Below are 24,724 nucleotides of genomic sequence, written 5' to 3' on the forward strand. Positions count from 1 at the left end.
TTATCCTTTTGCCCGCTTGACCGACTTGCGGATCAGCGAGAGATGCATGCGCAGGTTATAGAGCTCATCGGAGTAGGAGAGCGGCACATGCACCTTCCTGATCTCGCGATCGATGCGGTCGAGATCGTCAAGCAGTGCCTGGTCGAAGCCGTTGCCGAGCGCTTCATCAATGCGGTTAAGCTCCTCATACCAGCGGTAGATGCGCGAGCGTACCCGCCAGCGGTAGAGCGGCGGCATCACCTTGAACAGCGGCAACAGGAGTGCGATAAAGGGGAGCAGCATCACCTTCAGGCGATCCACCAGCGTGGCCGCCCAGAACGGCAGATAGCGCTGCAGGAATGAGGGGCCTGACTTGTAAAAGCGTTCCGCCTCGCGGCTTAAGGGCATGCCGGAGTAGCGCGGGCTAGGGAAGTCGCCGGCCGCAGAGAAGAGGGTGCGGCCGCCGTGTATCCCGGCCGCCGCCTGCAGCAGCAGATCCTGCAGTGCCGGGTGCAGATCGGCATTGACCAGCAGCGTTGCTGTGGCGGCAAGGAGCAGGAGATCGTCAGATGGCAGGTCGGCCGCCAGATCAAGTGACCCCTCGGGTAGTGTCAGCGCCGAAAGGGTTTCAAAACGGCGGGTGTAGGCCTCGGCGCGCTCGAAGCTGAACAGCTGCACGGAAGGGCTGCCGTTAAGCCTTTGCACCGTATCGGCCTTTTCCGATGCAACCAGGAAGAGTGCATCAATCCGGCCAGCCAGCAGCGCATCGGCCGCAGCATCCCCGCCGCTTGCCATGAGTTTAGCATTGGCTGCATCGATACCGTTGGCCGCGAGCAGCTGTTGCGCCAGCACCTGCGTACCGCTGCCATCGCCGCCGATGGCAATCGATTTGCCTTTCAACTCTCCAAGAGATGCGATCTGCACACCGTTGCGGAGAAACAGCCAGAGCGGCTCATAATAGATGCTGCCGAGCGACTCTATGCCTTGATCCGCATCGGTGGCGATACCGCTCTGCACAAACGCCAGGTCCGCCTTGCCCGCCTTCAGGCGCGCCAGGTTCTCCAGCGAGCCGCCCGACTCCAGCAGCGTGACGGTGATACCGTGCTGTTTCAGGTAATCACGATAGGCCTCGCCATGGGCATAATAGGCGCCCCCCTTGCTGCCAGCCGAGAGGGTCAGCGTGGTTGGCGGAGCGGGATCAACAAACTGGTAGGCCACGACGAAGCCTGCCAGCACCAGCAGCAGTGCAGGGGTAAATGTTTTGATTCGATCGCCAAGGCTCATGCGCGGAATTCTAGGGAAGCGCCGGAAAACTGCATCCCTCTGTTTTTCAGGTCATTACAGAGGGGTCTGTTCTCCTTATCGCTGCTGCCGTTTCGGATAATCGAAATCGAGAAGACGCCCTCCGCGTCCCGCATCGCGCCACGAATCAACCGGCAGTTCAAAGATGGCCACCCCGCAGGTGGGAATGTTATCGATCCGGGACTCCGACAGCCGGTTGGCGAGCTCGGTAATGCCCGGATTGTGCGCCAGCATTGCCAGTCGTCCGATATGGTCGGGGGTGTGCCGGATCAGCTTCAGCATGGTGTCGGGGCTTGCCAGGTAGAGCTCGTTTCTCGCCTCGATCGCCTCATCAGGCAGCCCCAGCGGTTCGACCAGCAGCGCTGCCGTCGCCCTTGTCCGGCGCGATGCGCTGATCACCAGCGCATCCGGAACAAGGCCGCGTTCGGCAAGCCTGCGCCCCATCTCTGGTGCATCGCGCAGGCCCCTGCCGCTCAGGTCGCGATCGAAATCGCGGGCTGCCAGATCATCCCAGCTCGATTTGGCATGGCGGATCAGAATCAGCTGTTTCATGGTTTACTCCTCCCGGGCAGCGGCTGTGAGCGTGCGGGCCGCAGCGGCCGGATCCCCTGCTGCAAGAATGGCACCGATAACTGCCATGCTGTGCCCTTTCAGTTCGAGGCAATTGCCTGTGTCGATGCCGCCGAGTGCGACCACCGGTAAGGTGCTCTGCGCTGCCAGCGCATTGAAGCGCTTCACCCCGAGATGCGGCGCATCCGGATGGCTCAGTGTAGGGAAGACCGGCGACAGCAAGATGAAATCAGCGCCGTTATCCCCGGCCAGCTTCAACTCCTGTTCATTGTGGCAGGAGGCGGAGACGGTTTTCTGCGGATCGTTCAGCCAGCGCCGGATGGCCGGGATATTTCCGATATCGCCGCTCGCCACATGGACGCCGTCGGCTCCCACTGCGCCGGCAATATCGGCCTGCGTATGGATGTAGAGCCTTGCCCCGTGTGCCGCAGTTGCTGCACGCAGTCCTGATGCCAGCGCCAGCAGCTTTGCGGAGCTGAGCCCCTTTTCCCGCAGCAGAACGGCATCAACACCGCCCTTTAGCGCCGGCTCCACCGCCTCAAGGAGGTGATCTTCCGGAAAGCGGTTACAGTCTGTAATCAGAATAAGGGACGGGATATCAGCCCGCACGGATCAGAACTCTTTCAACACCCAGTTCGGCACAGAGAGCCGCTTGCCGCCACCGGGAAGGCGCTGCTCGAAGTTGCCATCACCGTTCGGATCATAGAGATAGTAGGCAGGAAGATCGCCGGCAGGCTGCACCTTGATCTTATATACGCGCCCGTGCACCGCATACTCGGTGATGGTTGCGCCATCGTTTCGCTGATAGGAGCGCACATCGACAGCCACATCACTGTCAGGCGCCGCCAGCTCGTCCTGCAGGTTCGGAGCGCTCTCCTGCAGGCCCGTATTTTCAGCAGGAGGCGTACTCTCAGCCGCACTGGAGTCCGGCGGGGGCGGAACATCATGCTCTTCAGCCAGAGCGCTGGAAGAGAGCATCAGAAAGAGTGAAACAGGCAGGAGGAGGTATCGCATCATCATGCAGCTACTATAGCAACAGCAACGCATTCGCACAGCACTTTTTACATTCCGGAGCTGTTGCCACGGATCACTTATGCGCCACCTTGCGCAACAGCAGAAGGCAGGCGCCACCGCCGCTGCCCGGCTCCGCCACCGCCGCCAGCACCGCATGTGCCAGGGGGCCCTCACGCAACCAGCGGTAAACCGCCTCTTTCAGGACCGGTTTGCCCTGCGAGTGCAGGCCTCGCCCGTGAATAATGCGGGCCACCCGCCTGCCCTCTGTCAGCATCGCTTCGAGCGATCCCGCCAGCAGCAGCAGCGCCTCATCGCGTGTTACGCCGTGCAGATCAAGCGTAAACTCGACCGGCAGATGCCCCGAAGCCAGCCGCCTCAGTCGCTCCCGGGATACGCCATCGGCAACGAGCTGCCAGGGATCATCGGTTGTGGCGGGGGCGTGGGATGCAGGGGAGATCACCAGTTTTGCCGTGCGGACAGGCTTGAGCCGCGGCCTCTTTCTTCCCGACTTCAGGGATTCCGGCTCAATCTTTTTTGAAGCGGCAAGCGGCTGAACCCTGCCCATCGCTTCGGCAAACAGTTCATCCTCATCCGCCATCTATTCAGGTCGCTCCGGCCTCGCCATCAGCGCTGCCACGGCATCATGGATACCGAGCTCGCCGCTCACTACGCGGTGCACGCTCTGCATCAGCGGCAACTCGACATTCAGCTTCAGGGCCAGCTGGTTTGCAGCCCGGGCTGTACGCACACCTTCGACCACCTGACCGACCTGCTCAATCGCCGCCTCACAGCTCTGGCCTCTGGCTATGGCGATACCGAACTGACGATTACGCGACAGCTCGCCGGTGCAGGTCAGCACCAGGTCCCCGAGGCCGGAGAGCCCCATCAGCGTCTCGGTCTCTCCGCCACAGGCGACGGTAAGGCGGGCCATCTCGGCCAGGCCACGGGTCACCGCGGCTGCAACCGAGTTGTGGCCGAAACCGAGTCCGTCCGCCATGCCTGCGGCAATGGCGATGACGTTCTTCAGCGCACCGCCCATGGCGACGCCGATCAGATCATCGCTGAGATAGATGCGGAAATTGGTATCGTCAAAAAAGGCAGCAGCTGCAGCGGCCAGCTCCAGATTCTCAGCCGCCATGGTGATCGCTGTCGGCTGACCCTTCGCCACCTCAAGTGCAAATGAGGGGCCGGACAGCAGGGCTATGCGATCTTTGGCGATATATTTTGCCAGCATCTCATCGCTTCGGGTAAGCGTCTCGGGATGCAGCCCCTTGCAGGCGGCAATAACAGGGAAATCGCCTTCGGCGAGCTGCGGAAGGTAATCATCGACTGCGATGCAGGGCAGGGCATAGACACAGGCATCAATACCTGCAATGGCATGCGCCATATCGGCCGTAATACGGATATTGTCGGGCAGATGGATGCCCGGCAGGTAACGGCTGTTTTCACGAATCGCGGCAATTTCGGCCACCTGTGCCTCATCCCTGGCAACCAGCCATACATCGCGCGCCCCGCTTCGCGCCAGCACCAGCGCCAGCGCCGTTCCCCACGAGCCTGCTCCCAATACACAAACCTGCTGCCTGCTCATATGCTCTCCTTCCTCACAAACAGAGGAATTACTATCAAAACCAGAAGGATCAGCAAAGGAGCATCACCCCGCTTCACATAGGGCGTGATCGCATCGGAAGAGGAGAACTCGCCTGTCAGTGCCGATTCGCTCCACCATGGAAGACTCTTCATCACCCTGCCGTCAGGCCCGATGATGGCTGTAACACCGGTATTGGCCACACGCAGCACATAGCGTCCTGTCTCCACCGCACGCATGCGCGCCGCCTGAAAATGCTGCCATGCCGCGGGTGAGGTGCCATACCATGCATCGTTGGTGACATTGACCAGAACCCCGGCGCCGGCATTCACACGCTGGCGTGACTGTTCAGGAAAGAGCGATTCGTAGCAGATCAGGGCACCGTATCGGATGCCCCGCAGTTCAACCACGCCGGAATCCTCGGCAGGCTCGAAATTGGCGATCTCCGGCACCAGCGTGCGCAGAAACGGCACCCACGACGGCACATATTCGCCGAATGGAACCAGATGCTGCTTGCCTGCAAATTCACGGTAGTCGAGGGCCGGATCCTCGGCGAAGAGGCCGTTATTGGCCGTATCCTTGCCGGTCAGCTTCAGCCCGCCGAAGAGTAGAGGCGTACGCCACCAGTTGATGCGGTCACTGAGCCAGAGGTTCCACTGCGGCGCCCGCTCGAGAAAGAAGGGTATGGCCGCCTCAGGCCAGATGATAACATCGCTCTCATCCGCTACTTTAGCGGAGAGATCGGCATAACGGTTCATCGTCTCATTCAGAAACGAAGCATCCCACTTCTTGTCCTGAGGAATATTCCCCTGAATCAGGCCGGCACGATGCTGTACCCTGTCACTGCTTTCAAACGGCTCGGGGGCTGCAAGCATCAGCAGCGCAACCAGTACAACGCCTGCAGCGCCCCACCGTTTCTCCTCATGGGTAACAACCAGCAGCAGTGAAGCGGCAAGAAAAGAGGGAATCAGTGCAAGACCGTATACACCGAACCATGACGCCCAGCCGATCGCCGGCGTATCGAGCATCAGGTTGCCGAGCGCGGTCCATGGCAGGCCAGTGAAGATATGGCCACGAAGCCACTCTTCTCCTACGGCAGCGATGGGAAAGGTGACCATAATCCAGTGTGACCTTCCGCCCGACTTTGCCGTAATCCATGCCCAGAGTGCAGGCAGCAGCGCCATGACAGCGCCGACCAGAATAACGCAGAAGCCGGCCACCACCCATGGAAGGTGACCATACGTGTGAAGGGTTGGTGCCAGCCACCAGGCGCCGAGACCGAACCAGCCGAAACCGAACGCATAACCGATCCGAAACGGCATGCCCTGGCAGATCAGCCAGAGAAATCCAGCCAGCGCAGGAATGGCCAGCCAGGCATAATCGTAGGGTGAAAAGGCAAATGGCATCAGCCCGCCCAGGGCCAGTGCCAGCAGCATGCGCAGTTTCCGGTCAGTCACCGGCAGCGACTTGCTTGATATCCTGCAGACGCATCATGCGAACCTTGATGATGCGTCGCGGCTCAGCCTCCAGAACATGCACCTGAAAACCATCCAGCCTGACCACCTCTCCGACCTTCGGAATTCGTGCCAGCCTGGAGGTCAGCCAGCCACCGACGGTATCGTAATCCCCCTGCGGCAACTGAACTCCGAGCTCCTTGCCGAGATCCTCGACATGCATCAGGGCCAGAACCAGGTAGCTGCCATCGGGCAGAGACTGGCACTCGGTATCCTCATCATCACCCTCTTCCCCGATCTCGCCGACAATCTCATCCAGCAGGTCGGAAAGCGTCACCAGCCCTGCCGTGCCGCCGTACTCATCAAGCACCATGGCGATATGGCAGGATTGATCGCGCATCTCTTCCAGAAGGCCTGAGACCTGCTCCATCTCCAGCACACGCAGGCAGGGGCGCAGTATCTCTGTCAGTGCAGGGCTCTCGCCACGAACCCTGGCCGCCAGCACATCCTGTATCTGGACCACGCCGAGTACATGGTCGATATCCGCCGCCATGACCGGCAGGCGGGTAACACCATGCTCGACCAGACAGCTCTCCACCTCGCTAAGCGACGCCTCCACGGTGACGGCGTGAATATCAGAGCGCGGCACCATCACCTCTCGCACACGGGTATCGCTGAAAGCAACCACCTGCTCAAGCATGCTGCGAAGCTCGTCCGACTGCACCGCCTCGGCACGCCCGAGTACGGCAAGCAGCTCACCTTCATCGCGTCCCGGTCGCAGCTGTTCAATCAGGGTCTCTCTTATTTTGTGCAGCCATTTCTGCTGGGTGGAACTCATAACTTCTCCGGGTTTTCTTCAACGTCAAACGGGTAGGGGTCGTGCAGGCCAAGCCTGTTCATCGCTTCTCTCTCAATCGCCTGCATCGTGTCGGCATCATCATCATTGATATGATCAAAGCCGAGCAGGTGCAGTGTGGCATGTACAATCAGATGCAGGGCATGATCCTGCTCCGGCAGGCCGAGTCGCGCAGCCTCAGTTGCAATAAAAGGAACGGCAAGAGCGATATCGCCAAGCGACTCACCGAGATCGAAATCCGGACCTTCCTGCATCGGAAAGGAGAGCACATCGGTAACCCCCTCCCTCTTCCGCCATGCTTCATTCAGCGCCTTCACAGCATCGTCTGTGGCAAAGCGGATGCAGAGCTCCGGCTCAGAACCCTGAAAACCGGCCGCCCGGCATGCGGCGGCTACCGCCTCTTCAATCCGGGCAGGCGGAGTGAAACGCGCTTCGATCTCTTCATCTACGACGATCTCGATCACTTCTCTCTCTTCTCCAGCCCTTCATAGGCGTTGACGATCTGCTCAACCAGCTGGTGACGCACCACATCGCGTCCGCTCATTCGGCAGATGCCGATATCTTTGACATGCTCCAGCACCTGCAGGGCATGCAGCAGTCCGCTCTGCTGATGCTTCGGCAGGTCGATCTGGGTGACGTCGCCGGTGACCACCATCATCGAACCGAAGCCGAGTCGGGTGAGGAACATCTTCATCTGCTCGCGGGTGGTATTCTGCGCCTCATCGAGAATGATAAAAGCATCGTTGAGGGTACGGCCGCGCATATAGGCAAGCGGCGCCACCTCGATGCGTCCCTGCTCGAGCATCGCATTCATCTTCTCGACACCCAGCATGTCGGCCAGCGCATCGAATAGCGGCCTGAGATAGGGGTCGACCTTCTGCTGCAGGTCGCCTGGCAAAAAGCCGAGCCGCTCACCCGCCTCAACGGCCGGGCGGGTCAGAATGATGCGTTCGACACGATTGCTGTTGAGTGCGGCCACGGCGGCGGCCACCGCCAGATAGGTTTTGCCCGATCCGGCCGGACCGACTGCAAGCGTCAGCGTATGTTTCTGGATTGATTTGAGATAACTTCTCTGATTCGGGGTTTTGCCGCCGACATGGCGGCGCCCTGCAATCAGCAGCCCCTGCCCTGCTGTCTCGGGAGCATTTCCGGCATCGTCCTTCAGCGCCCCTTCGATATCGACATCGCTGAGTTCCCCCGGACGGGATGCGGCACAGGCGGCAAGGCGCAGCATGGCATCACGCGCGGCCCCGGCACGCGCGCCGTCGATCTCCCACTCGCCGGGCTGGCCGTGGAAACGGACCTGATAGAACTGCTCCACCCTGTTCAGAATGCGGTTACCTGCGCCGCACAGGCTCTGCAGGGAGAGTGAATCTGGCGCCTCAAGGCGCAGGGAAATTGTCATAGCAGGGTAATCATGCCTCTAACCATCGGTGATGATCAACTCTCCGCGCAGCGACTGGCCGTAGGCCTCGATGATCCGCATCGGCATGATCTGGCCGATCTGCCGCATCTGCCCCTTGAAGTGGACAATCCGGAAGTCGGGCGTGCGCCCTGCCATATCACCGGGATTGCGCCCCTCTTTCTCGACCAGCACATCAATGATTTTGCCGACCTGGCGCTGCATCCCCTCTCTGGCCTGCTCACGCATCAGCGCCAGCAGCCGCTGCAGCCGGATATCCTTCACATCCTCGGATACACTGTCCTCGGACTTTGCGGCCGGCGTGCCGGGACGCGGTGAATATTTGAAACAGTAAGCGGAATCAAACACCACCCTGCGCACCAGATCGAGTGTCGCCTCGAAATCCTCTTCGCTTTCGCCCGGATAACCGACAATGAAATCGGAGGAGAGCGCGATATCGGGGCAGTGACTGCGAAGCTCCTCGATAATGCGGAAATAGGTTTCACGGTCATGGCCGCGATGCATCATTTTCAGCATGCGATCCGATCCGCTCTGCACCGGCAGGTGCAGGTACGGCATCAGCTGCGGAATCTCGGCAAAAGCGACACACAGTTCGCTGGTCATCTCCATCGGATGGCTGGTTGTAAAACGCAGTCGCTTCAGCCCGTCAAGCTCGGCTACAGCGTAGAGCAGCATGGTGAAATCCCACTCCTCGCCATCCGGTCCGTCACCACGGTAGGCGTTCACATTCTGGCCGAGCAGATTGATCTCCACCGCTCCGCCGTCCAGCAGCTGCCTGCACTCCTCGATGATATCATCCACCGGGCGCGATATTTCGGGGCCTCGCGTATAGGGAACCACGCAGAAGGTGCAGAACTTGTCGCACCCCTCCATGATCGTGACATATCCTGAGACACCGTGGCTCTCCGCTTTCGGCAGATGGTCAAACTTTTCGATCTCCGGCATATCGATCTCGGTCAGGCAGACGCGGTCACGACGGATCTCCTTGATCATCTCAGGAAGACGGTGATAGGTCTGCGGACCGAAGACCACATCGACATAGGGTGCCCTCTGCTGGATGCGTTCACCCTCCTGCTGACCGACACAGCCGCCGACACCGATAATCATGTCGGGGCGCTTCTCCTTCAGCTTCTTGTAACGGCCGAGTTCGGAGTAGACCTTCTCCTCCGCCTTTTCGCGTACCGAGCAGGTGTTCATCAGGATGACATCGGCCTGATCGGGCGTAGGGACCAGCCTCAGGCCATAGGCCTGCTTCATCATGTCGGCCATGCGCCCGGAGTCGTACTCGTTCATCTGGCAGCCGTAGGTCCTGATAAACAGCGTGTCCAGGCTTTCGATTTTTTTCGTCTCGGTTTTCATCAGGCGGCGCAGGCTAGAGTGGCGGTCAAGTGCAGGCAACTTAATGGCGCATCTTTTGCTTGTCGCATTGAACCTCACTATCGACTTACCGGAGACCATCATGCCACTGCTTGGCGACTTTTTTTCACGACTCCTTTCTGCCGGCACCAGAAACAAGCGTTTGCCCTCCGCTGCCAAAGAAGCAGCGCCGGATCAGGGCACCGCCGGACAGGCGGATGCTGATGCCTCTATCGCCGCCATTCTCAGGAGCCTTCGCGCCACCGCCAATCCCCCGGCAGATGTCTATGATCTGATCTCGCCTCCAGGCCTGCATGGCAATACCCTGAATCGTCTGCGCGCAAAGATTCACGACATTCCACCCATGCCTGAGATCTGGCATCAGATCCAGCAGATTCTGGATAAACCTGAAGCCTCGGCCACGGAATTGGGGGCGTGCATCGCCAAGGATCCGGTACTCTCCGCCAAGGTTCTCATGGTATGCAACTCATCAGCCTACAGGAGCCCGGCCAGCCCCGAGATCACAAATATGCCTCTGGCGATTGCGCGACTGGGCCTCGATGCGACAAGCAATATCATCTTCCAGACAGTTGCGCCGAAGCTCGAAAAAGGTGAAGAGAATCGATTTCAGGTTCACCAAATATGGATGCACAGCCAGGTCATCTCATCGCTCACCCGCATCCTGGTCGCGCCGTGTCACCGCCTTTCCCTCCATGATGCAAGCCTGATGGGCATGCTCCACGATATCGGCAAGCTTGCCATTCTCTATATTGAGAGCGATGACAAACTGGCGGCACTGAAAAAAGCGATCGCGTCAGGGGAGGAGACGCTCTGGGCAGAGCATAAAATACTCGGATACACCCATATCGATGCCGGCATTTCGCTTGCCCTGCACTGGCGGCTGCCGAAACAGGTACGACAGTATATCTCATACCATCACCACGCCTCCAGCCTGCCGGCCTCTGCAATCCCTATAGGGCTGCGCCACGGCATGGTCGCGGTAAGTCTGGCACACATCATACTCCGGCATTTCACTGCAGCTGGAGAGGAGAATATGGGCAGGCTTATCTGGACGCCTCAGGGCTGCACCTATGCAGCCATCAACGATCGCTTTATTGCATCTGAACTTCAAATACCGCTCAATAATGAGGAGACCTATCGACTGATCGAGAGAGAGATGGCCCGCACCAGACAGATTATGCCCGAACTCTTCTCCTGAGGTTGAATTTCCAAGAAACGGGAATCGCTCCCCGATCCGGGCAACGCCTAGTGAGGCACGGAAGCCATATCGACAGCGACAATCTTGGATACACCAGGCTCGGGCATTGAGACGCCGATCAGGCGGTCGGCCTGCTGCATGGTGATCTTGTTATGCGAAATGGAGAGGAACTGAACGCGGTCGGAGAGCTCGCGCACCATCTCGCCGAAACGCCCGACATTGGCATCATCAAGCGGTGCATCTACCTCATCAAGCACGCAGAACGGTGCCGGCTTGATCTTGAAAATCGAGAATACCAGCGCCACGGCCGTCAGCGCCTTCTCCCCGCCTGAGAGAAGCGTAACATCCTGCAGCCGCTTGCCCGGCGGCTGTGCAATCACCTCAACACCCGCTGTCAGCACATCGTCGGAGTCCAGACGCAACTCTGCCCGTCCGCCACCGAAGAGCTGCGGGAAGGTCTGCTTGAAGTAGGCATTGGTCTGATCAAACACTTCACGAAAACGCTGCTTTGTCGTGCGGTCGATACGGGAAATCGTATCGGAGAGTGTCGTCAGGCTCGACTCCAGATCCGCCGCCTGTTCAGAGAGGAACAGTTCACGTTCGCTCGCCTGTTCAAACTCATCGATGGCCAGAAGATTCACCGGCCCGAAACGCTCCAGCCTGTCGCCCAGTTCATGGGTGCGTTCAATAATCGCCTCGGCATCATCGATCCCTTCCATGGCATCAATCCGCTTGAGCAGTGTCGCTGCAGAGACCTGGCAGCGGCTCTCAATCTCCCCTTCCAGGTCCTGTAAGCGGGTCGCATCCTGCGCCTCGGAAAGTTCGACCGACTGACGCTGCCCGGAAGCCAGATGCAGCTGCTGGCGTGCCTGACGTTCCGCTCTCTCGCACTCATGCTGAGCCTGTTGCAGTTCATGGCCTCGCTGCCGGATAGCGTTCATCGCCTGGTGCATCTTCTCAACCTCTGCTGCTGCGGAGGCAAGGTGCTGATCGAGGTCACTGTCCGCACGCACTCTCGACAACTCAGCCTCGGCCTGACGAAGACGCTCACTATCGGTTTCCACCTGACTGTTCAGGCGCGACTGCTCCTGCTGAAGCCGTGTGCACTCCCGGTGAATATTATCCTGTGCCTGTGCGAAGAGGGCGAGTGACTGTTCAGCCTGCGACAGTCCCGTTCGCGCCTGGTTCAGCGCCTGCTCGGCCCGGGCAACAGCATCGTTCTGCTCGCTCAGCCTGTGACGGGCCTTCTCCAGCTCCTCCTGATCAACACCGCCAGCCTGATCCAGCTGCTGTTGCCAGTGTTCGCGCTCACCGCTCGCCTCATGAATATCGGATTGCAGTCGCTGCCGCCGTTCATTGAGTGAAATCTGCTCCGCTTTGGCGTGCGAGAGTCCGGACTGGGACTTGTGCCAGTCGCCTTCGGCCCGGGTAACCTCAACATGCGCCTGCTGCCAGCTCTTCTGCTGCAGCTCCAGGCGGCTTTCCGCATTGGCAAAGGTTTCGGATACGGAGACAAGGCGTGCTTCAGCCCGATCAAGTTTGCTTTCGGCATCACGCAGTTTCCGCTGCGTGGCCAGTCGGTTTGCCGTACGGTTTCCCGCCGGCGGAACCAGCCAACCCTCCGGTTCCAGACGCCAGCCATCACGACTTACGCAACTCTCACTGCTGCCGAAGGCCTCGGTGATGTCTTCCACCAGCGCAATCGGCGCAAAAAGGTCATAGAGCGTATGCCCCGCATCCAGGCCGATCGCGGTTGCCAGCGACTCTGATACCGCCGGCTTTGCTTTCGAGCTGTTGCCGGCAAACAGGGCTACAGGTGCCTCCGCGACGCGACCGAACAGCCCTTTCCAGCTGGTGAGATCAGGATTGACCGGAATACGCGCATCGGCAGAGCGGCCGCGCAGTGCTGCAGCCACGGCGGCTTCAAGGCCTTCGGGCACATTCAGCGACTCATCGACCCATACAGCGCCCTGCGCCCTCAATCCGTCGCGCAGCTCATCGGAAACATCCTGGTTTTTTGTGCGTCCGCGCAACTCCTGCACGGTGCCTTTAAGTTCGCGCACGACAGCTTCCTGTTCAGCCAGCTCCCGGGCTGCTGCTTCACGGTCACTGCGACTGCGATCCAACTCGCTCTGGGCCGTAACAAGCTGCTGCTCGGCGTTGCGGTAGAGCTGCTCACTGCTGGCCAGGAGCCTCTCTGACTCCTTCACCGCTTCCGTGTTGCTGCCGATCTGCAGCTCTATCTCGGCGAGCTGGGAAGCAAACCGCTCTTCCCTCTCGCTCAGCCTGAGCAGTGCTGCCGCGGCCTTATCCCGCTGCTGTTTTGCCTGCTCGCCACTGTGCCTGAGCCGCTCAAACTCGGAGAGCCTGGCATCGCGCTGTACTCCCTGCTGCTGGAAATGCAGCTGTGCCTGCTCGACACCTTTCTCAGCCAATGTTTTCAGCGACTGCAGTTCAGAGTCATCCTGTTCGCTCAAACGCTGCTCTGCCCCTGCAAGCTCTTCACCAATACGGCTGAGGTACTGGTTTGCCTCATCAATTCGTCCGGTCAGCGCGCTCTTTCTTTCGCTCAGCAGACGCCGGTCACCCGCCACGCGTTCGGCCTGCTGCTGCAGGTCAGAGCGACGGCGTTCGGCAACCCTGAGCTGGTCCTGCGACGCCTGCGCCTCGCTCTCATGCCCAATCACCTTCTCGCGTGCTTCGGAGACCGCCTTCTCTGTCGCGGCCAACAGTTTTGATGCTTCTGCTTCCGCCGTTCTCGCCTTCGCAAGCCGCTTCTCGGTCTCCTCAAACCCGGCTCTCAAATGACGGTAACGCAGCCCCAGGCTGACCGACTGCAGATGCGTGAACTCCTCCTGCAGCTTCTTGAAACGTTCGGCGCGTCCTGCCTGCTGCTTGAGGCTGCGGCACTGGGTTCGTACCTCTTCCAGCAGATCAAGCACACGGTCAAGGTTCTGCTGCGTATCCTTCATGCGGCGCTCGGCCTCTTTGCGACGGGAGCGATATTTCATTACGCCGGCCGCCTCTTCAAAAATGACACGCCGCTCCTCGGGCTTCGCGGTCACCATACGGGCTATCGAGCCCTGCTCTACGATGGCGTAAGCGCGCGTCGAGATGCCGGTATCAAGGAAGAGATCGACAACATCCTTCATGCGCACCATCTTGCCGTTGATAAAGGCGTCGGAGCCGCCCTCGCGGGTCAGGCGGCGGCGAATGGTGATCTCTTCGAGTTCATGGTAAGGCGTCGCCAGAGCCCCCCTTTCAATGGCAAAGGTGAGTTCCACATCGCAAACGGCCACGGGCGAACGGGTATCGGAGCCCTGGAAGATCAGGTCATCCATCACACCGCCGCGCAGATGTTTGGCTGAGTGTTCACCCAGCACCCAGCGCAGTGCGTCAACGATGTTGGATTTGCCGCAACCGTTAGGCCCGACAATGGCGGTAATGCCGAGATCCAGATCGATCCTGGTCGGATCGACAAACGATTTAAAGCCGGCCAGTTCGATCCGCTTCAGCCGCATCTGAAAATCACCTGCAATGTCTTAACGGGTACGGATCCCCTCTCCCTTCTCATAAGGCAGAGAGTCGCAGGAACAGTGATCTATTTCAAGATGAAGCAGTGCTGTTTTTTCGCCTGTCGCAACAGCGTTGTTACTGCCCTGCCTTCGCCTTGTTCAGGTGATTCATCAGCAGAAAACTGACAAGGCAGGCGGCAAAGCTCGAGGTGACGACCATGTAAAGCACGGTCAGCTGGGCAACTGCAGCATCGAATGCAGCAGCACCGGCCAGCAGCATACCGACAAAAATACCCGGCATGTGCACAAGCCCCACCACGCGCAGGGTATCGATCGTCGGGATCATTGCGGTTTTCACACCATCGCCGATCTGGCTGCCCGACTTCAACCGTTCAATCATGATCGAGATTGCGTTCATGCCATTTGCCGCAACCATGCTCCCCAAGGGAACCAGCGTACGCGTCTCACTGGATATGGCTCCGGAAAGCGCCAGCCAAGGCAGCGTCAGCAGGCATGCGCAGGCAAGCCCGGCTGCGCACGCCAGCCATGTGCCCAATGCGCCATCGTAATGCGAGGCGCTGTTATGTCCGCCCATGATGCAAAAGCCCGCTATCAGCGCCGCCTGTGCCAGATGCGACTGGATATCGAAGACCCAGTGCAATACGAAGGCCAGAGCCAGTAGCTGCAGCAGGCCGCGACCCGACGCAATCAGCATGCGCCGGGAGAGGCCGAACCCCTCGCGGTTGGCCCAGTAGGCGGCTCCGGCAATCAGCATCCATGCTGCAAACAGCTTGATCAGCGTATCCGTCAATCCTGCATCAAAACTCATTCGCTCTCCTGCCAGCCTCCACCTTCGACGTAATAGCGATTCGAATCGATAAACGCCTTTTATGCAATGGAAATCGAAGCAGCCGCAGAGCGCACCGAACTGCGAATTGGGGTAGCCCGGTGATTGCAGAAAATATAACCTTCGCGGCAATGAAGATTCTGCCTGCTCCCGCGCCCGCAAATTCAGGGCATAAAAAAACCGGACACAACGTGCCCGGTTTTCAATATGGTGGAGCCAAGCGGGATCGAACCGCTGACCTCCACACTGCCAGTGTGGCGCTCTCCCAGCTGAGCTATGGCCCCATTCCTTCAGCGATCTTTTGCGAAGGCGGCGCATTTCGCCACAGCAAGGTAGGCTTGTCAACATGAGTACACCCGTTCGCCTGTTCCTGCGCACCCTTTCCGCAGACTGCCTGACCCCTCCCGGAGTCTTTTCCCGGCTTGTGGATCGCGGCGACTGTTTTCTGTTTGAGTCGGCTGAAGGGGGCGAGCAGTGGGGCCGTTACAGCATCCTCGGCATCAATCCCGCCTGCCGGGCCACCGCCAATGGCGATACCACCCATCTGAGATACCGCGACGGCAGTGAAGAGATATTTCAGGGCGGCATTCTCGACTGGCTGCACGACGCCGTCTTAAGCCAGCAATTTATCCCCGAGGATGATCTGCCATTTGCCGGTGGTGCCGTCGGCTATTTCGGTTATCAGCTGGTGTCCCATTTTGAGAATATTCCTGCCGACCTTCCCGATCCTGTTGGCGCCCCCGAGTCCGCCTACCTGCTGGTGGACCGGTTCATGGTATTCGACAATCTCAAAGGCACCCTGACCTGCTGCGTGCGTCTCCCCGAAGATGAAGCGGACGAGGCCGAGAGTGTCCTGGACCGCATGGAGGCAAGCCTTTACGAGGGAGAGATGGCGCATGTACTGAAGCTCGATGCCGACACCTCGCGCTCCGAACCTCCAACACCGCAGACTACTCAGGCTGATTTTGAGGCAGCTGTCAGCAAGGCGCGCGAATATATCCTCGCCGGTGATATCTTTCAGGTAGTGCTCTCACAACGCTTCAGCAAGCCGCTGAAGTGTGCGCCGTTTGATATCTACCGCGCGGTACGCCACATCAATCCGTCGCCCTACCTCTTCTACCTCTCTGTTGGCGAAACGATTCTTGTCGGTTCATCACCTGAGATTCTGGTGCGGCGAGAAATGGAGAAGGCGGTGGTACGCCCGATCGCAGGCACCCGCCCGCGCGGCAAAACAGTTGCTGAGGACAAAGCGCTGGAGGCCGACCTGCTCGCCGATGCCAAAGAGCTTGCCGAACATGTCATGCTGGTGGATCTGGGCCGCAATGATCTGGGGCGCGTCTGCGAATACGGCTCGGTTTCACTGACCGAATCGATGACCATCGAACGCTATAGCCATGTGATGCATATTGTTTCGCAGGTTGAGGGGAAGATACGCAGTGATGCCGACAGTCTCGACCTGCTGGCGGCCACATTCCCTGCCGGCACGGTATCCGGCGCCCCCAAGGTGCGCGCCATGGAGATAATCCATGAACTGGAGCCTGTGGCACGAGGCCCCTACGCCGGCACGGTCGGCTACATCGGCTTTGGCGGGGAGCGTCTGGATACCGCCATCGCGATCCGCACCGCGGTAATCCACGGTGGCGAGGTCCATATTCAGGCAGGCGCAGGCATCGTGGCCGACTCGGTACCCGAACGCGAACATATTGAGTGCGTGAACAAGGCAACCGCGATGTTCCGTGCCGTCGCACTGGCAGAGGCTCAGAGGAAGGATTCATGATTCTCGTTATCGACAACTACGATTCGTTCACCTTCAATCTGGTGCAGTATCTGGGTGAACTGGGTGAAACCCCGCAGGTTTACCGCAACGACAAGATCACACCAGATCAGATCTCGGAACTGAACCCTGACCATATCCTGGTCTCACCGGGCCCCTGCACCCCATATGATGCAGGCATCTCCATGGATGTAATCCGCCGCTTCTCAGGCACCATCCCGATTCTCGGCGTCTGCCTCGGCCACCAGTCGATTTCCGCCGTGTTCGGCGGCCGGGTGATTCGTGCGCCAAGACTGATGCACGGCAAAACAAGCCCGATCGAACATGACGGCGAGGGGATATTCAAGGGCGTGCCATCACCGTTTATTGCCACCCGCTACCACTCGCTGATCGTGCCGGAGCCTCTGCCCGACTGCCTGGTTAAAACGGCCTGGACAAAAGAGGGGGAGCTGATGGGGTTGCGCCACCGCGATCACCCTACTTTCGGCGTGCAGTTTCATCCGGAGTCCATCCTCACAGAGCATGGGCATACGATGCTGAAGAACTTTCTTGCGGTGAAGGCATGATGCCTCTGGCGCAGAGGGCAACAGCCTGGAGAATGCAATGAGTGAAGGCGTGGCACGAATGATCAGCCAGCTGCAGAGCGGTGAAAAGATCTGCGGCAGGCTTGCCGAACTGGTGTTTACCGAGATCATGGCCGGCGCTGCCTCGCCAGCTCAGATTGCTGCAGTATTGATGGGACTCTCCATCCGCGGTGAAACGCCCGAGGTCGTGGCCGGAGCTGCGAAAGCGATGCGTGCCGCCTCCACTAAGATCACACCGAACGCGACCGGACTGGTTGATACCTGTGGCACGGGCGGCGATGGTGCCAAAACATTCAACATCTCCACCGCCGTATCGATGGTTGTCGCAGCCTGCGGTGTGCCGGTTGCCAAGCATGGCAACCGTGCCATGTCCTCCAAATCCGGTGCGGCGGATGTGCTGGAAGCGCTTGGCGTCAACCTGAACATTACCCCAGAAAAGGTGGCCGAATGCATCGATGAAACCGGCATCGGCTTTCTCTTCGCCCAGCAGCTGCATCCGGCCATGAAACATGCAGGGCCTGTACGGCGTGAGCTCGGCGTACGCACCATCTTCAACCTTCTCGGGCCCCTGACCAACCCGGCCGGTGCCGAGTATCAGGTTCTGGGCGTTTACGGCGCCGACAAACTGGAACTGGTGGCCGGCGCACTTGGCCAGCTGGGCAGCAAGCGGGCGCTGGTTGTGCATGGCCGCGATGGACTCGATGAGATCACCACGACCGACATTACCGATGCGATCCTTATCGAGGCGGGTGAGGAGCCGATCCGCTTCGAGATCGATCCCGCCGCCTTCGGCATGCCCTATGCCACACCTGCCGCACTTGCAGGTGACGATGCAGCCACCAATGCCGAGATCCTGAAACATATCTTTGCAGGCCAGAAAGGCGCCGGTCGCGATATCGTACTGCTTAATGCTGCTGCTGCCCTCTGGGTGGCAGGCAAGGTAAACGGAATCGGTGACGGCATCAGCATGGCCGCAGACGCCATTGATTCAGGTCGCGTCACTGCAACACTCAACAAACTTGTTGCGTTCACCCGGAGCGCGGCATGAGCTCGATCCTTAATGAGATTGCCGAATATAAACGCGGCTGGGTAGCGACATGCAAGCAGAGCCTCTCCGAAGCGGAGCTGCTGCTGCAGGGCAAGGCGAAGACCCCGCTCGATTTTGCCGCTGCACTGCATAACCGGACTGCAGCCAGAGAGAACGCCGTCATTGCCGAAGTGAAGAAGGCGAGCCCCTCCAAGGGGATTATCCGCGCCGATTTCGATCCGGTTTCTATTGCCAGAAGCTACGAAAGCGGCGGGGCAACCTGCCTGTCGGTGCTCACCGATGTGAAATATTTTCAGGGTGCGGATGAATATGTCCGCATGATTCGCGCTGCTGTCGGCCTCCCGATCCTGCGCAAGGATTTCATGCTCGATACCTATCAGATCGCAGAGGCGCGTGCGATGGGCGCAGATGCAATCCTTGTCATCCTTGCCATGGTTGATGATACGCTGGCTGCTGAACTGACTGCATGCGCCAATGAGCTGGGACTGTCTGTATTGCCTGAGGTGCATAATGCGGAGGAGCTTGAACGGGCCCTTAAACTCGATACGCAGCTGATCGGCATCAATAACCGCAACCTGCACACCTTCGAAACAAGCCTTGATACGACCCTCTCGCTGCTTGCAGAGATCGACGATGAGAGAACGGTGATTACCGAGTCCGGCATCTTCACACCGGAAGATATCCGGCTGATGAATGATAACGCTGTTTACGGCTTCCTTGTTGGGGAGTCACTGATGCGCCAGCCCGATCCGGGCAGAGCACTGGCTGAACTCATTGCCGTATAATCTTTAAGTGAAACTGTATTGTCCCAATTGGGGCTGAAACAGGGAGTGAATTAACGCTTCAGCAGTTCATCGACAGCGGAAAACAGCTCCTCAGACACCTTGCGTTTTAATGGCCGATCCTCCCACTGGCTGCTTACATACTCCTGACCAATGGTATGTACTTCCAGCATGCTACTGCCTTCACTTTCCGCAACCACGCGCACCACAAAGCTATGACGGGTAAACCCTATTATAGAGGGCTGGAAGGTCGGATCATTTTCACCCTCGCGAACCCAGTCCGAGGTGATAATGCCGTTGGGTGAATCGACAACATCAACCGGAATATTCAGCGAGAACATAGCATCCACTACAGATGAAAGCACCCTGCCGGGCTGTGCATTGAAAGTACGCGCATCCAGGGTAACAGCCCTTCCGGCCAGCATACCCTTATAGGCCTCAGGCATAGCTCCAGCCTTACTCCCCACCACTCCGGCCACAGGCATCACATAGCCGGAACGAGATTCCGGAGATGCTGCCGTTTGCGCATGTGAAGCTTCACCCTGCAGATCTGAATCCTGCTGAGCACCCTGGCCGCCATCGGCCTCCCAAAACAGCTTCGGCATTCCACCGCAGGCAGAGAGCGCCAAGGCAAGTGAGGCGATCAAAGCAATTCGCATCGGATTCATCATGGTTCAATACTCCTGGCCGCTTCAGCAGGCGCTTCTCTGGCAGGCGGAATTCTCGCCACCTGCTCCTCGATAGCGGCAAACAATTCATCACTCCTGTCTGAGAGGCTTCGTTTATTCAGCCAATGGCCATTCTGGTATGCCTGCGTAAGCAGATGCACTTCGACCCGGCTGCGATGAATGCCACCCTCGTTAAGGCGGAATACACGCACAATAAAGCGATAACGAACAACATTGATTCTGCTCATTCCAATTGACCCGAGAATTGAATCGGAAAGTGCTGAATCGCCCTTTCTGACCCAGTCAGTGGTAATGATGCCGCTTGGCGAGTCAACTGAATTAACCGGAAGGTTCATCTGAGTCATTGCATCCAAGGCAGATGAGAGAAGCTGGCCTGCCGTAACATCGTAAAGCCGGGCATTCAGGGCTACCTTTTTACCTGCTTTCGCAACGATCACATCATACTTTTCAGGCAGCGGGGCTGCCGCAGCAGTCAGAGTCGCCTTTTCATCCACTGCCGGAAGATTAAGTTCTCCTGTTAGTTCAGGGGGGAGATTAAGCGGCGCACGGAAAGCCTCACCTGAGCCGCCATTGTCATCGCTATCCCAGAACATCTTGGGCACGCTGCTGCAGGCTGATAACGAGATGATCGTGATTAACAGAAGAAGGTAGTGAACGGTATGTTTCATAGGCGGATTCCATCCATTCACCGGCCCTGGGTCAAGCTCAGTTTGCCTGATCAAAACAGGCAGTCCATCCGACCCATGCTACCGGCAGAGAATTAAGCCCTACAAAAGAGCCAACTGACGCTCAATCTCTCCGAACAGATTCACATCGTCCGTATCATGGTTTCTGGAGTTGACCCAGTGACCCCTGTACTCCTGATGAAGCGTTCGCACTTCAAGCCTGCTCTTCTGTTGTTCACCCTCAAGGCGGAAGACTCGGACAATATACCGGTGTCGCGTTGCGCGCGGTGAGGAATCCCCAGTCAGACCAGCCAACAAACCGGGACTTTCCAGCACCTTTTTAATCCACTCCGAAATTACAACGCCGCCCTGAAGATCAGAGGATGTAACGGGAATATTCAATGAAAGCATAGCCTTCTCTACGGCTGAGAAGAGGTGACGGGCATCTGCATTGTATTGTCGTGCATGAACTGCTACCGCCTTACCTGCGACGGCCTGACTGTAGCCATCCGGCATCTGGCTTGTATCCGAACTGGCTGTTTCGGTCAGCACCGGGGGCACATCGAGAGGAACATCACCACCCGATCTGTAATCGGGCCGGCCAGTGCCTTCATCAGTACTCCAGAACAGTTTGGGCATGCTGTCACAGCCAGTCAGGGAGATAAGCAGAGCGATTAAAAGAAGGGGGCGAATGATATTTTTCATGGAGCGCGATTCCATCCCCTGACAAGCATTAGGTCAAGCATGGCGTCTCGCAGTTTTTTCGCGCAAAAAAAAGAGGAGGGCCGAAGCCCTCCTCTCTAAGACATTTCCTGGTAAGGAAGCCGCTATTACAGCAGTGCTTCGATGTCCAGTACAGTAGTCTTGGTAGTAGCACCAACACCACCGGTAGGAGTGGTCTTGCTGTTGTTGTAGATCAGAGCAACTACGAAGTTCTGGTAGATCTCGTACTCTGCAGCAACCTGCCACTGAGCAGTCTTAGACGCAGCGTTCTTCAGCTGGCCAATACCACCACCAACGATGATGTTGTGGGTAGGCTTAACTTCGATACGTGCAGAGTAACCCTTCATAGCAGAAGTTGAAGTGTTGTAAACGTTTACGTTTGTTGCAGTAGATGCAGCAGCGTGAGCGTAGTCAGCATAGAAACCGATGCCGATGTCGCCGATCTCGCCCTGCAGCTGACCGTCGATGAACCACTTCTTCATGTCAGCATTAGTGCCTACAGGAGCGCCAACCAGTGCGTTCAGAGTGTTAGCGTTACCGGTCTTGCCTGAGTTGATGCCGAAACCGATACCAGCGCGCATGCCGGCAACTTCAGGAGTCAGGAACAGACGTGCAACAGGAGCCAGCTTCCAGCTGTTGGTTACGCCCAGAGCAGAACTGGTAGTGACCAGAGACAGGTTAGCATGAACCAGCTCGTTGCCGTAGAAGAAACCAGCACCACCGGTGCCGATGCTCAGGTTGTTGTTAGCAGACAGGCCTTTACCGCTCAGCATACCGCCGTGCTGACCGAAAGTAGAACCTACTTCGTAAGCATAAGTCTCGCCGAAGCCAGAGTTGAAGATAGAGACACCAGCTTTACCGCCAGCCATATCTACAGAGTGGGTCAGCTTGAAGTTGCCGAAGCCGCCAGTAGCAGTTGGGCCGCCGAATGCGATCTCAACGAAAGTACCGGTATTGGTGCCAACACGGCCACCTACGATAACTACCTGGTCAGCAGTGATTGCAGCAGTCTTGGTAGTACCAGCAGCGGTGCTAACAGAAGTGAAGTTTGGACGCAGAACCAGAGTCATGTTCACAGAAGAGGTGATTGACAGGTGATCGTCTTCAACCAGAGCCTGTTCGCCAACGTCAGTCAGAGCGCCAGCTTTAAAAGCAGCACCGAAAGCGTTAAGAGCAGGGAAGCTCAGGTGGTGGCATGCCAAGCAGGCAGCGCCGGTCTGGCGTGCAAACGCCGGAATTGCTTCAGAAGTGGTTGGAGCAACTGCAACAGCAGAAACAGCAACAACAGCGAAGGCAGCAGCAGAAAGAAGCATCTTCTTCATGTTTAATATCCTCGTAAAAGTTATTTGACTCCGTGGAGCCAGTGCAAATCATTACCCGCCCCTCGTTCCAAGCGCTTCAGCACTCGTCCCCACGGGTGGACGATGCGAACTTTGCGTGACCCGCATCACTGGGTCAACAAGACACATCTGGTGTGTGTTAAAATGACACATGCCGGCATTTGACCTGTAAAATCAACCCACGGAAAGCAAGGCAACGATTGCAACAGGCAGGAGTACATCGCTATGGTTCGTTGCCAAAGGAGTCTGCATGACACAAAAACTCTCCAACAACAAGAAGCGCCGGCTGAATGAATTTGCCGAACAGGCATGGGCCTATGCATCCAAAGGCAAGTTTGCTGCTGCACTAAACATCTGCGACAAAGCCGACAGCCTGTTCGAGAACTTTCCGGAGATAGTCTATGTGCGCGGCATGAGCGCTGCCATGCAGGGAGATTACCCATCGGCCAGCACCTGGCTTGAACAGGCCAGCAAGGCCATGCCGAAAAACCTCAGCCTGATGGTTAATCTCGCGAATGCGCTTCTTTTCTCCAACAGAGAAGAGGAGGCAGTTCCGCTGTATGCCCATATTCTTGAGAACGACCCGCAGCTGTTTGAGAAAGCCAATGGCTATGGCGCCTATGCCATAGCACTCTCGGAGCTCGGGGAGTACAACCGGGCGATGCAGTTCTTCGATGAGGCCATCAAACGAATCCAGTCGGGGGATCTGGAGTTGATCAAAAAGGCTGCCCATATTTGCCATGTACGCCGCAATAGCGACAAGGCCATCTCACTGCTTGAAAAGGCAAGGTCGTCACATCCTGAAAATTACTCGATACCGTTTCAGATGGCCCTGTTGCTTATGCAATGGAACAGACATGACGAGGCCCGCGCGCTATTGCGCGAGACATTGCGGATCCACCCGGGCCATATAGGGGCCCTGTCGTTACTGGTGGCGAGCGGGGAGTACGAGGAGCGCCAGGCAGATATTACCCGTCTGCAAACAATCTACGAGCAGGCAGAACCTGACAGTAATGACCGCCTCATCGGAGCCTATGCCCTTGGAGATGAAGCTGACAGGAGTGGAGAGTACAGCGCAGCATTCAACTACTGGAGTGAAGGTAACCGGATGCGCCGGGCTCAGGTCGCCTATCATGATGCCGAGCAGGAGAGGCTGTTCAAGGCTGCCATCGCCCCATTTTCAGCTGAGCGGTTCACGCATGCAGCATGCAAAGGTGCCAGCGATGCCGCTCCGATATTTATTGTTGGCATGCCCCGTTGCGGCTCCTCGCTTCTGGAGCGGGCACTCTCCCTTCATCCTGACCTGACGGATGCCGGCGAGATAGGTGCCCTGCAGCAATCCATCGCCGGACGCATGCGCAAACCATCAACCGGCCTCATCATGGAGAGACTGGAAAGCCTGGATGACGCCGGATTTCTCGAAGTCGGCACAGAGTATGCCCGGCGTCTCGCTGAAGAGCACAATATTGACGGGCGTGCAATCGACAAGTCATTGGGCAATTTTGGCCTTATTGGCGCAATCACCAAGGCACTTCCGAATGCGCGTATTATTCACCTTGCCAGAGATCCGATGGCCTCCTGCCTCTCCATGTTTCAGGCCCACTTCACCGCAGGCGTCAACTACTCCTTTGATCTTGATGAACTGGGGCGTCACTACAACCGCTACCTGAAAGCCATGCAGCACTGGCGCGACGTGCTTCCATCGGGGGTCATGCTGGAAGTTCACTATGAAGAGCTTGTCAGCAACACCGAATCTGAGTTGCATCGTGTTCTTGAATTCTGCAATGTCGAGTGGAATGACGCCTGCCTGCAGACACACAAGGCGGGCGGCTCAGTCAGTACTGCAAGTGTTTTCCAGGTGCGCAAGCCGATCCATCAGAAGTCGATCGCCCGCTGGAAGCATTATGAAGCGCAACTGGCCCCGCTCAAAAAACACCTTACACAGTGATCGCCCTATGCTGTTACCCCCTGCAATGGGCATGCCGCTCCTCATCAGCAC

At 58.1% G+C, this 24,724-nt stretch carries 23 protein-coding genes and 1 tRNA gene; 6 read left to right on the forward strand and 18 right to left on the reverse strand.

Features of this window, described 5'->3' with window-relative positions; genetic code table 11:
* The 11 genes from Ga0123462_RS10670 to miaB all read right to left on the reverse strand — a co-directional run bounded on the left by Ga0123462_RS10670 (nucleotide 1) and on the right by miaB (nucleotide 9,542).
* Nucleotides 1-1,263: a TAXI family TRAP transporter solute-binding subunit gene (locus Ga0123462_RS10670; protein WP_100266284.1), complete on the reverse strand. Its 1,263-nt coding sequence runs from the start codon at nucleotides 1,261-1,263 to the stop codon at nucleotides 1-3.
* A 75-nt stretch (nucleotides 1,264-1,338) separates the two neighbouring features.
* Nucleotides 1,339-1,833, reverse strand: coding sequence for a SixA phosphatase family protein (locus Ga0123462_RS10675; RefSeq protein ID WP_100266285.1), 495 nt, complete (start codon nucleotides 1,831-1,833; stop codon nucleotides 1,339-1,341).
* A gap of 3 nt (nucleotides 1,834-1,836) precedes the next feature.
* Nucleotides 1,837-2,460, reverse strand: a complete 624-nt coding sequence (locus Ga0123462_RS10680; protein WP_100266286.1) for a thiamine phosphate synthase — start codon at nucleotides 2,458-2,460, stop codon at nucleotides 1,837-1,839.
* A gap of 3 nt (nucleotides 2,461-2,463) precedes the next feature.
* Nucleotides 2,464-2,871: a DUF2782 domain-containing protein gene (locus tag Ga0123462_RS10685; protein ID WP_232726450.1), complete on the reverse strand. Its 408-nt coding sequence runs from the start codon at nucleotides 2,869-2,871 to the stop codon at nucleotides 2,464-2,466.
* A gap of 67 nt (nucleotides 2,872-2,938) precedes the next feature.
* A complete protein-coding gene (locus tag Ga0123462_RS10690; protein ID WP_100266288.1) occupies nucleotides 2,939-3,463 on the reverse strand; it encodes a Smr/MutS family protein in 525 nt (174 codons plus the stop codon).
* Nucleotides 3,464-4,453, reverse strand: a complete 990-nt coding sequence (locus Ga0123462_RS10695) for an NAD(P)H-dependent glycerol-3-phosphate dehydrogenase (protein WP_100266289.1) — start codon at nucleotides 4,451-4,453, stop codon at nucleotides 3,464-3,466.
* Nucleotides 4,450-5,907 (reverse strand): apolipoprotein N-acyltransferase, encoded by a 1,458-nt coding sequence (gene lnt, locus Ga0123462_RS10700; protein WP_232726451.1) that lies wholly within the window; start codon nucleotides 5,905-5,907, stop codon nucleotides 4,450-4,452. Before lnt ends, Ga0123462_RS10695 begins: the two co-directional genes overlap by 4 nt.
* Nucleotides 5,900-6,742, reverse strand: a complete 843-nt coding sequence (locus tag Ga0123462_RS10705; RefSeq protein ID WP_100266290.1) for a hemolysin family protein — start codon at nucleotides 6,740-6,742, stop codon at nucleotides 5,900-5,902. Before Ga0123462_RS10705 ends, lnt begins: the two co-directional genes overlap by 8 nt.
* Entirely contained in the window at nucleotides 6,739-7,224 is a 486-nt protein-coding gene (gene ybeY / locus Ga0123462_RS10710; protein WP_100266291.1) for an rRNA maturation RNase YbeY, read from the reverse strand. Before ybeY ends, Ga0123462_RS10705 begins: the two co-directional genes overlap by 4 nt.
* Complete coding sequence (locus Ga0123462_RS10715; RefSeq protein WP_100266292.1) at nucleotides 7,221-8,165, reverse strand: PhoH family protein; 945 nt, start codon at nucleotides 8,163-8,165, stop codon at nucleotides 7,221-7,223. Before Ga0123462_RS10715 ends, ybeY begins: the two co-directional genes overlap by 4 nt.
* Before the next feature lie 18 nt (nucleotides 8,166-8,183).
* A complete protein-coding gene (gene miaB / locus Ga0123462_RS10720; protein ID WP_100266600.1) occupies nucleotides 8,184-9,542 on the reverse strand; it encodes a tRNA (N6-isopentenyl adenosine(37)-C2)-methylthiotransferase MiaB in 1,359 nt (452 codons plus the stop codon).
* Nucleotides 9,543-9,585: 43 nt separating this feature from the next.
* Here miaB and Ga0123462_RS10725 point away from each other — a divergent pair, with 43 nt between their 5' ends.
* Entirely contained in the window at nucleotides 9,586-10,758 is a 1,173-nt protein-coding gene (locus tag Ga0123462_RS10725) for an HDOD domain-containing protein (RefSeq protein ID WP_100266293.1), read from the forward strand.
* Between the two features lie 47 nt (nucleotides 10,759-10,805).
* Here the strand turns inward: Ga0123462_RS10725 and smc are convergent, their stop codons facing one another.
* The 3 genes from smc to Ga0123462_RS10740 form a co-directional block, all read right to left on the reverse strand.
* Nucleotides 10,806-14,279 carry a chromosome segregation protein SMC gene (gene smc, locus Ga0123462_RS10730; RefSeq protein WP_100266294.1) on the reverse strand — a complete coding sequence of 1,158 codons (3,474 nt, stop codon included), beginning with the start codon at nucleotides 14,277-14,279 and terminating at the stop codon, nucleotides 10,806-10,808.
* 130 nt (nucleotides 14,280-14,409) lie between these two features.
* Nucleotides 14,410-15,102 carry an ABC transporter permease gene (locus tag Ga0123462_RS10735; protein WP_100266295.1) on the reverse strand — a complete coding sequence of 231 codons (693 nt, stop codon included), beginning with the start codon at nucleotides 15,100-15,102 and terminating at the stop codon, nucleotides 14,410-14,412.
* Nucleotides 15,103-15,328: 226 nt separating this feature from the next.
* Nucleotides 15,329-15,404: transfer RNA gene (locus tag Ga0123462_RS10740), tRNA-Ala, on the reverse strand.
* 62 nt (nucleotides 15,405-15,466) lie between these two features.
* Here Ga0123462_RS10740 and trpE point away from each other — a divergent pair.
* The 4 genes from trpE to trpC are packed head-to-tail and all read left to right on the forward strand — an operon-like array spanning nucleotide 15,467 to nucleotide 19,311.
* The gene (gene trpE, locus Ga0123462_RS10745; protein WP_100266296.1) at nucleotides 15,467-16,897 is read left to right on the forward strand and encodes an anthranilate synthase component I; all 1,431 of its coding nucleotides are present in this window, start codon (nucleotides 15,467-15,469) and stop codon (nucleotides 16,895-16,897) included.
* Nucleotides 16,894-17,460, forward strand: coding sequence for an anthranilate synthase component II (locus Ga0123462_RS10750; protein WP_100266297.1), 567 nt, complete (start codon nucleotides 16,894-16,896; stop codon nucleotides 17,458-17,460). Before trpE ends, Ga0123462_RS10750 begins: the two co-directional genes overlap by 4 nt.
* Before the next feature lie 37 nt (nucleotides 17,461-17,497).
* The gene (gene trpD / locus Ga0123462_RS10755; protein WP_100266298.1) at nucleotides 17,498-18,526 is read left to right on the forward strand and encodes an anthranilate phosphoribosyltransferase; all 1,029 of its coding nucleotides are present in this window, start codon (nucleotides 17,498-17,500) and stop codon (nucleotides 18,524-18,526) included.
* Nucleotides 18,523-19,311: an indole-3-glycerol phosphate synthase TrpC gene (trpC, locus tag Ga0123462_RS10760; RefSeq protein ID WP_100266299.1), complete on the forward strand. Its 789-nt coding sequence runs from the start codon at nucleotides 18,523-18,525 to the stop codon at nucleotides 19,309-19,311. Before trpD ends, trpC begins: the two co-directional genes overlap by 4 nt.
* A 50-nt stretch (nucleotides 19,312-19,361) precedes the next feature.
* Here trpC and Ga0123462_RS10765 read toward each other — a convergent pair whose 3' ends face one another.
* The 4 genes from Ga0123462_RS10765 to Ga0123462_RS10780 form a co-directional block, all read right to left on the reverse strand.
* A complete protein-coding gene (locus Ga0123462_RS10765; protein WP_100266300.1) occupies nucleotides 19,362-19,979 on the reverse strand; it encodes a hypothetical protein in 618 nt (205 codons plus the stop codon).
* Nucleotides 19,976-20,665 (reverse strand): hypothetical protein, encoded by a 690-nt coding sequence (locus Ga0123462_RS10770; RefSeq protein ID WP_100266301.1) that lies wholly within the window; start codon nucleotides 20,663-20,665, stop codon nucleotides 19,976-19,978. The genes Ga0123462_RS10765 and Ga0123462_RS10770 overlap by 4 nt, the downstream gene beginning before the upstream one ends.
* A 99-nt stretch (nucleotides 20,666-20,764) precedes the next feature.
* Nucleotides 20,765-21,367, reverse strand: a complete 603-nt coding sequence (locus tag Ga0123462_RS10775; RefSeq protein WP_157821341.1) for a hypothetical protein — start codon at nucleotides 21,365-21,367, stop codon at nucleotides 20,765-20,767.
* Nucleotides 21,368-21,492: 125 nt separating this feature from the next.
* A complete protein-coding gene (locus Ga0123462_RS10780) occupies nucleotides 21,493-22,707 on the reverse strand; it encodes a hypothetical protein (RefSeq protein ID WP_100266303.1) in 1,215 nt (404 codons plus the stop codon).
* Between the two features lie 268 nt (nucleotides 22,708-22,975).
* Here Ga0123462_RS10780 and Ga0123462_RS10785 point away from each other — a divergent pair, with 268 nt between their 5' ends.
* Nucleotides 22,976-24,673 carry a tetratricopeptide repeat-containing sulfotransferase family protein gene (locus Ga0123462_RS10785; protein ID WP_100266304.1) on the forward strand — a complete coding sequence of 566 codons (1,698 nt, stop codon included), beginning with the start codon at nucleotides 22,976-22,978 and terminating at the stop codon, nucleotides 24,671-24,673.
* Nucleotides 24,674-24,724: the final 51 nt, after the last annotated feature.

This window comes from Mariprofundus ferrinatatus (assembly GCF_002795825.1).
In the GTDB taxonomy this organism is placed as follows: Bacteria; Pseudomonadota; Zetaproteobacteria; order Mariprofundales; family Mariprofundaceae; genus Mariprofundus; species Mariprofundus ferrinatatus.

Coding starts and splice junctions, on each gene's coding strand:
- Ga0123462_RS10670 (WP_100266284.1), bottom strand. CDS start 1,263: ATGAGCCTTGGCGATCGAATCAAAACATTTACCCCTGCACTGCTGCTG.
- Ga0123462_RS10675 (WP_100266285.1), bottom strand. CDS start 1,833: ATGAAACAGCTGATTCTGATCCGCCATGCCAAATCGAGCTGGGATGAT.
- Ga0123462_RS10685 (WP_232726450.1), bottom strand. CDS start 2,871: ATGATGATGCGATACCTCCTCCTGCCTGTTTCACTCTTTCTGATGCTC.
- Ga0123462_RS10690 (WP_100266288.1), bottom strand. CDS start 3,463: ATGGCGGATGAGGATGAACTGTTTGCCGAAGCGATGGGCAGGGTTCAG.
- Ga0123462_RS10695 (WP_100266289.1), bottom strand. CDS start 4,453: ATGAGCAGGCAGCAGGTTTGTGTATTGGGAGCAGGCTCGTGGGGAACG.
- Ga0123462_RS10705 (WP_100266290.1), bottom strand. CDS start 6,742: ATGAGTTCCACCCAGCAGAAATGGCTGCACAAAATAAGAGAGACCCTG.
- Ga0123462_RS10715 (WP_100266292.1), bottom strand. CDS start 8,165: ATGACAATTTCCCTGCGCCTTGAGGCGCCAGATTCACTCTCCCTGCAG.
- miaB (WP_100266600.1), bottom strand. CDS start 9,542: ATGAAAACCGAGACGAAAAAAATCGAAAGCCTGGACACGCTGTTTATC.
- Ga0123462_RS10725 (WP_100266293.1), top strand. CDS start 9,586: ATGGCGCATCTTTTGCTTGTCGCATTGAACCTCACTATCGACTTACCG.
- smc (WP_100266294.1), bottom strand. CDS start 14,279: ATGCGGCTGAAGCGGATCGAACTGGCCGGCTTTAAATCGTTTGTCGAT.
- Ga0123462_RS10735 (WP_100266295.1), bottom strand. CDS start 15,102: ATGAGTTTTGATGCAGGATTGACGGATACGCTGATCAAGCTGTTTGCA.
- trpE (WP_100266296.1), top strand. CDS start 15,467: ATGAGTACACCCGTTCGCCTGTTCCTGCGCACCCTTTCCGCAGACTGC.
- Ga0123462_RS10750 (WP_100266297.1), top strand. CDS start 16,894: ATGATTCTCGTTATCGACAACTACGATTCGTTCACCTTCAATCTGGTG.
- trpD (WP_100266298.1), top strand. CDS start 17,498: ATGAGTGAAGGCGTGGCACGAATGATCAGCCAGCTGCAGAGCGGTGAA.
- trpC (WP_100266299.1), top strand. CDS start 18,523: ATGAGCTCGATCCTTAATGAGATTGCCGAATATAAACGCGGCTGGGTA.
- Ga0123462_RS10765 (WP_100266300.1), bottom strand. CDS start 19,979: ATGATGAATCCGATGCGAATTGCTTTGATCGCCTCACTTGCCTTGGCG.
- Ga0123462_RS10770 (WP_100266301.1), bottom strand. CDS start 20,665: ATGAAACATACCGTTCACTACCTTCTTCTGTTAATCACGATCATCTCG.
- Ga0123462_RS10775 (WP_157821341.1), bottom strand. CDS start 21,367: ATGAAAAATATCATTCGCCCCCTTCTTTTAATCGCTCTGCTTATCTCC.
- Ga0123462_RS10780 (WP_100266303.1), bottom strand. CDS start 22,707: ATGAAGAAGATGCTTCTTTCTGCTGCTGCCTTCGCTGTTGTTGCTGTT.
- Ga0123462_RS10785 (WP_100266304.1), top strand. CDS start 22,976: ATGACACAAAAACTCTCCAACAACAAGAAGCGCCGGCTGAATGAATTT.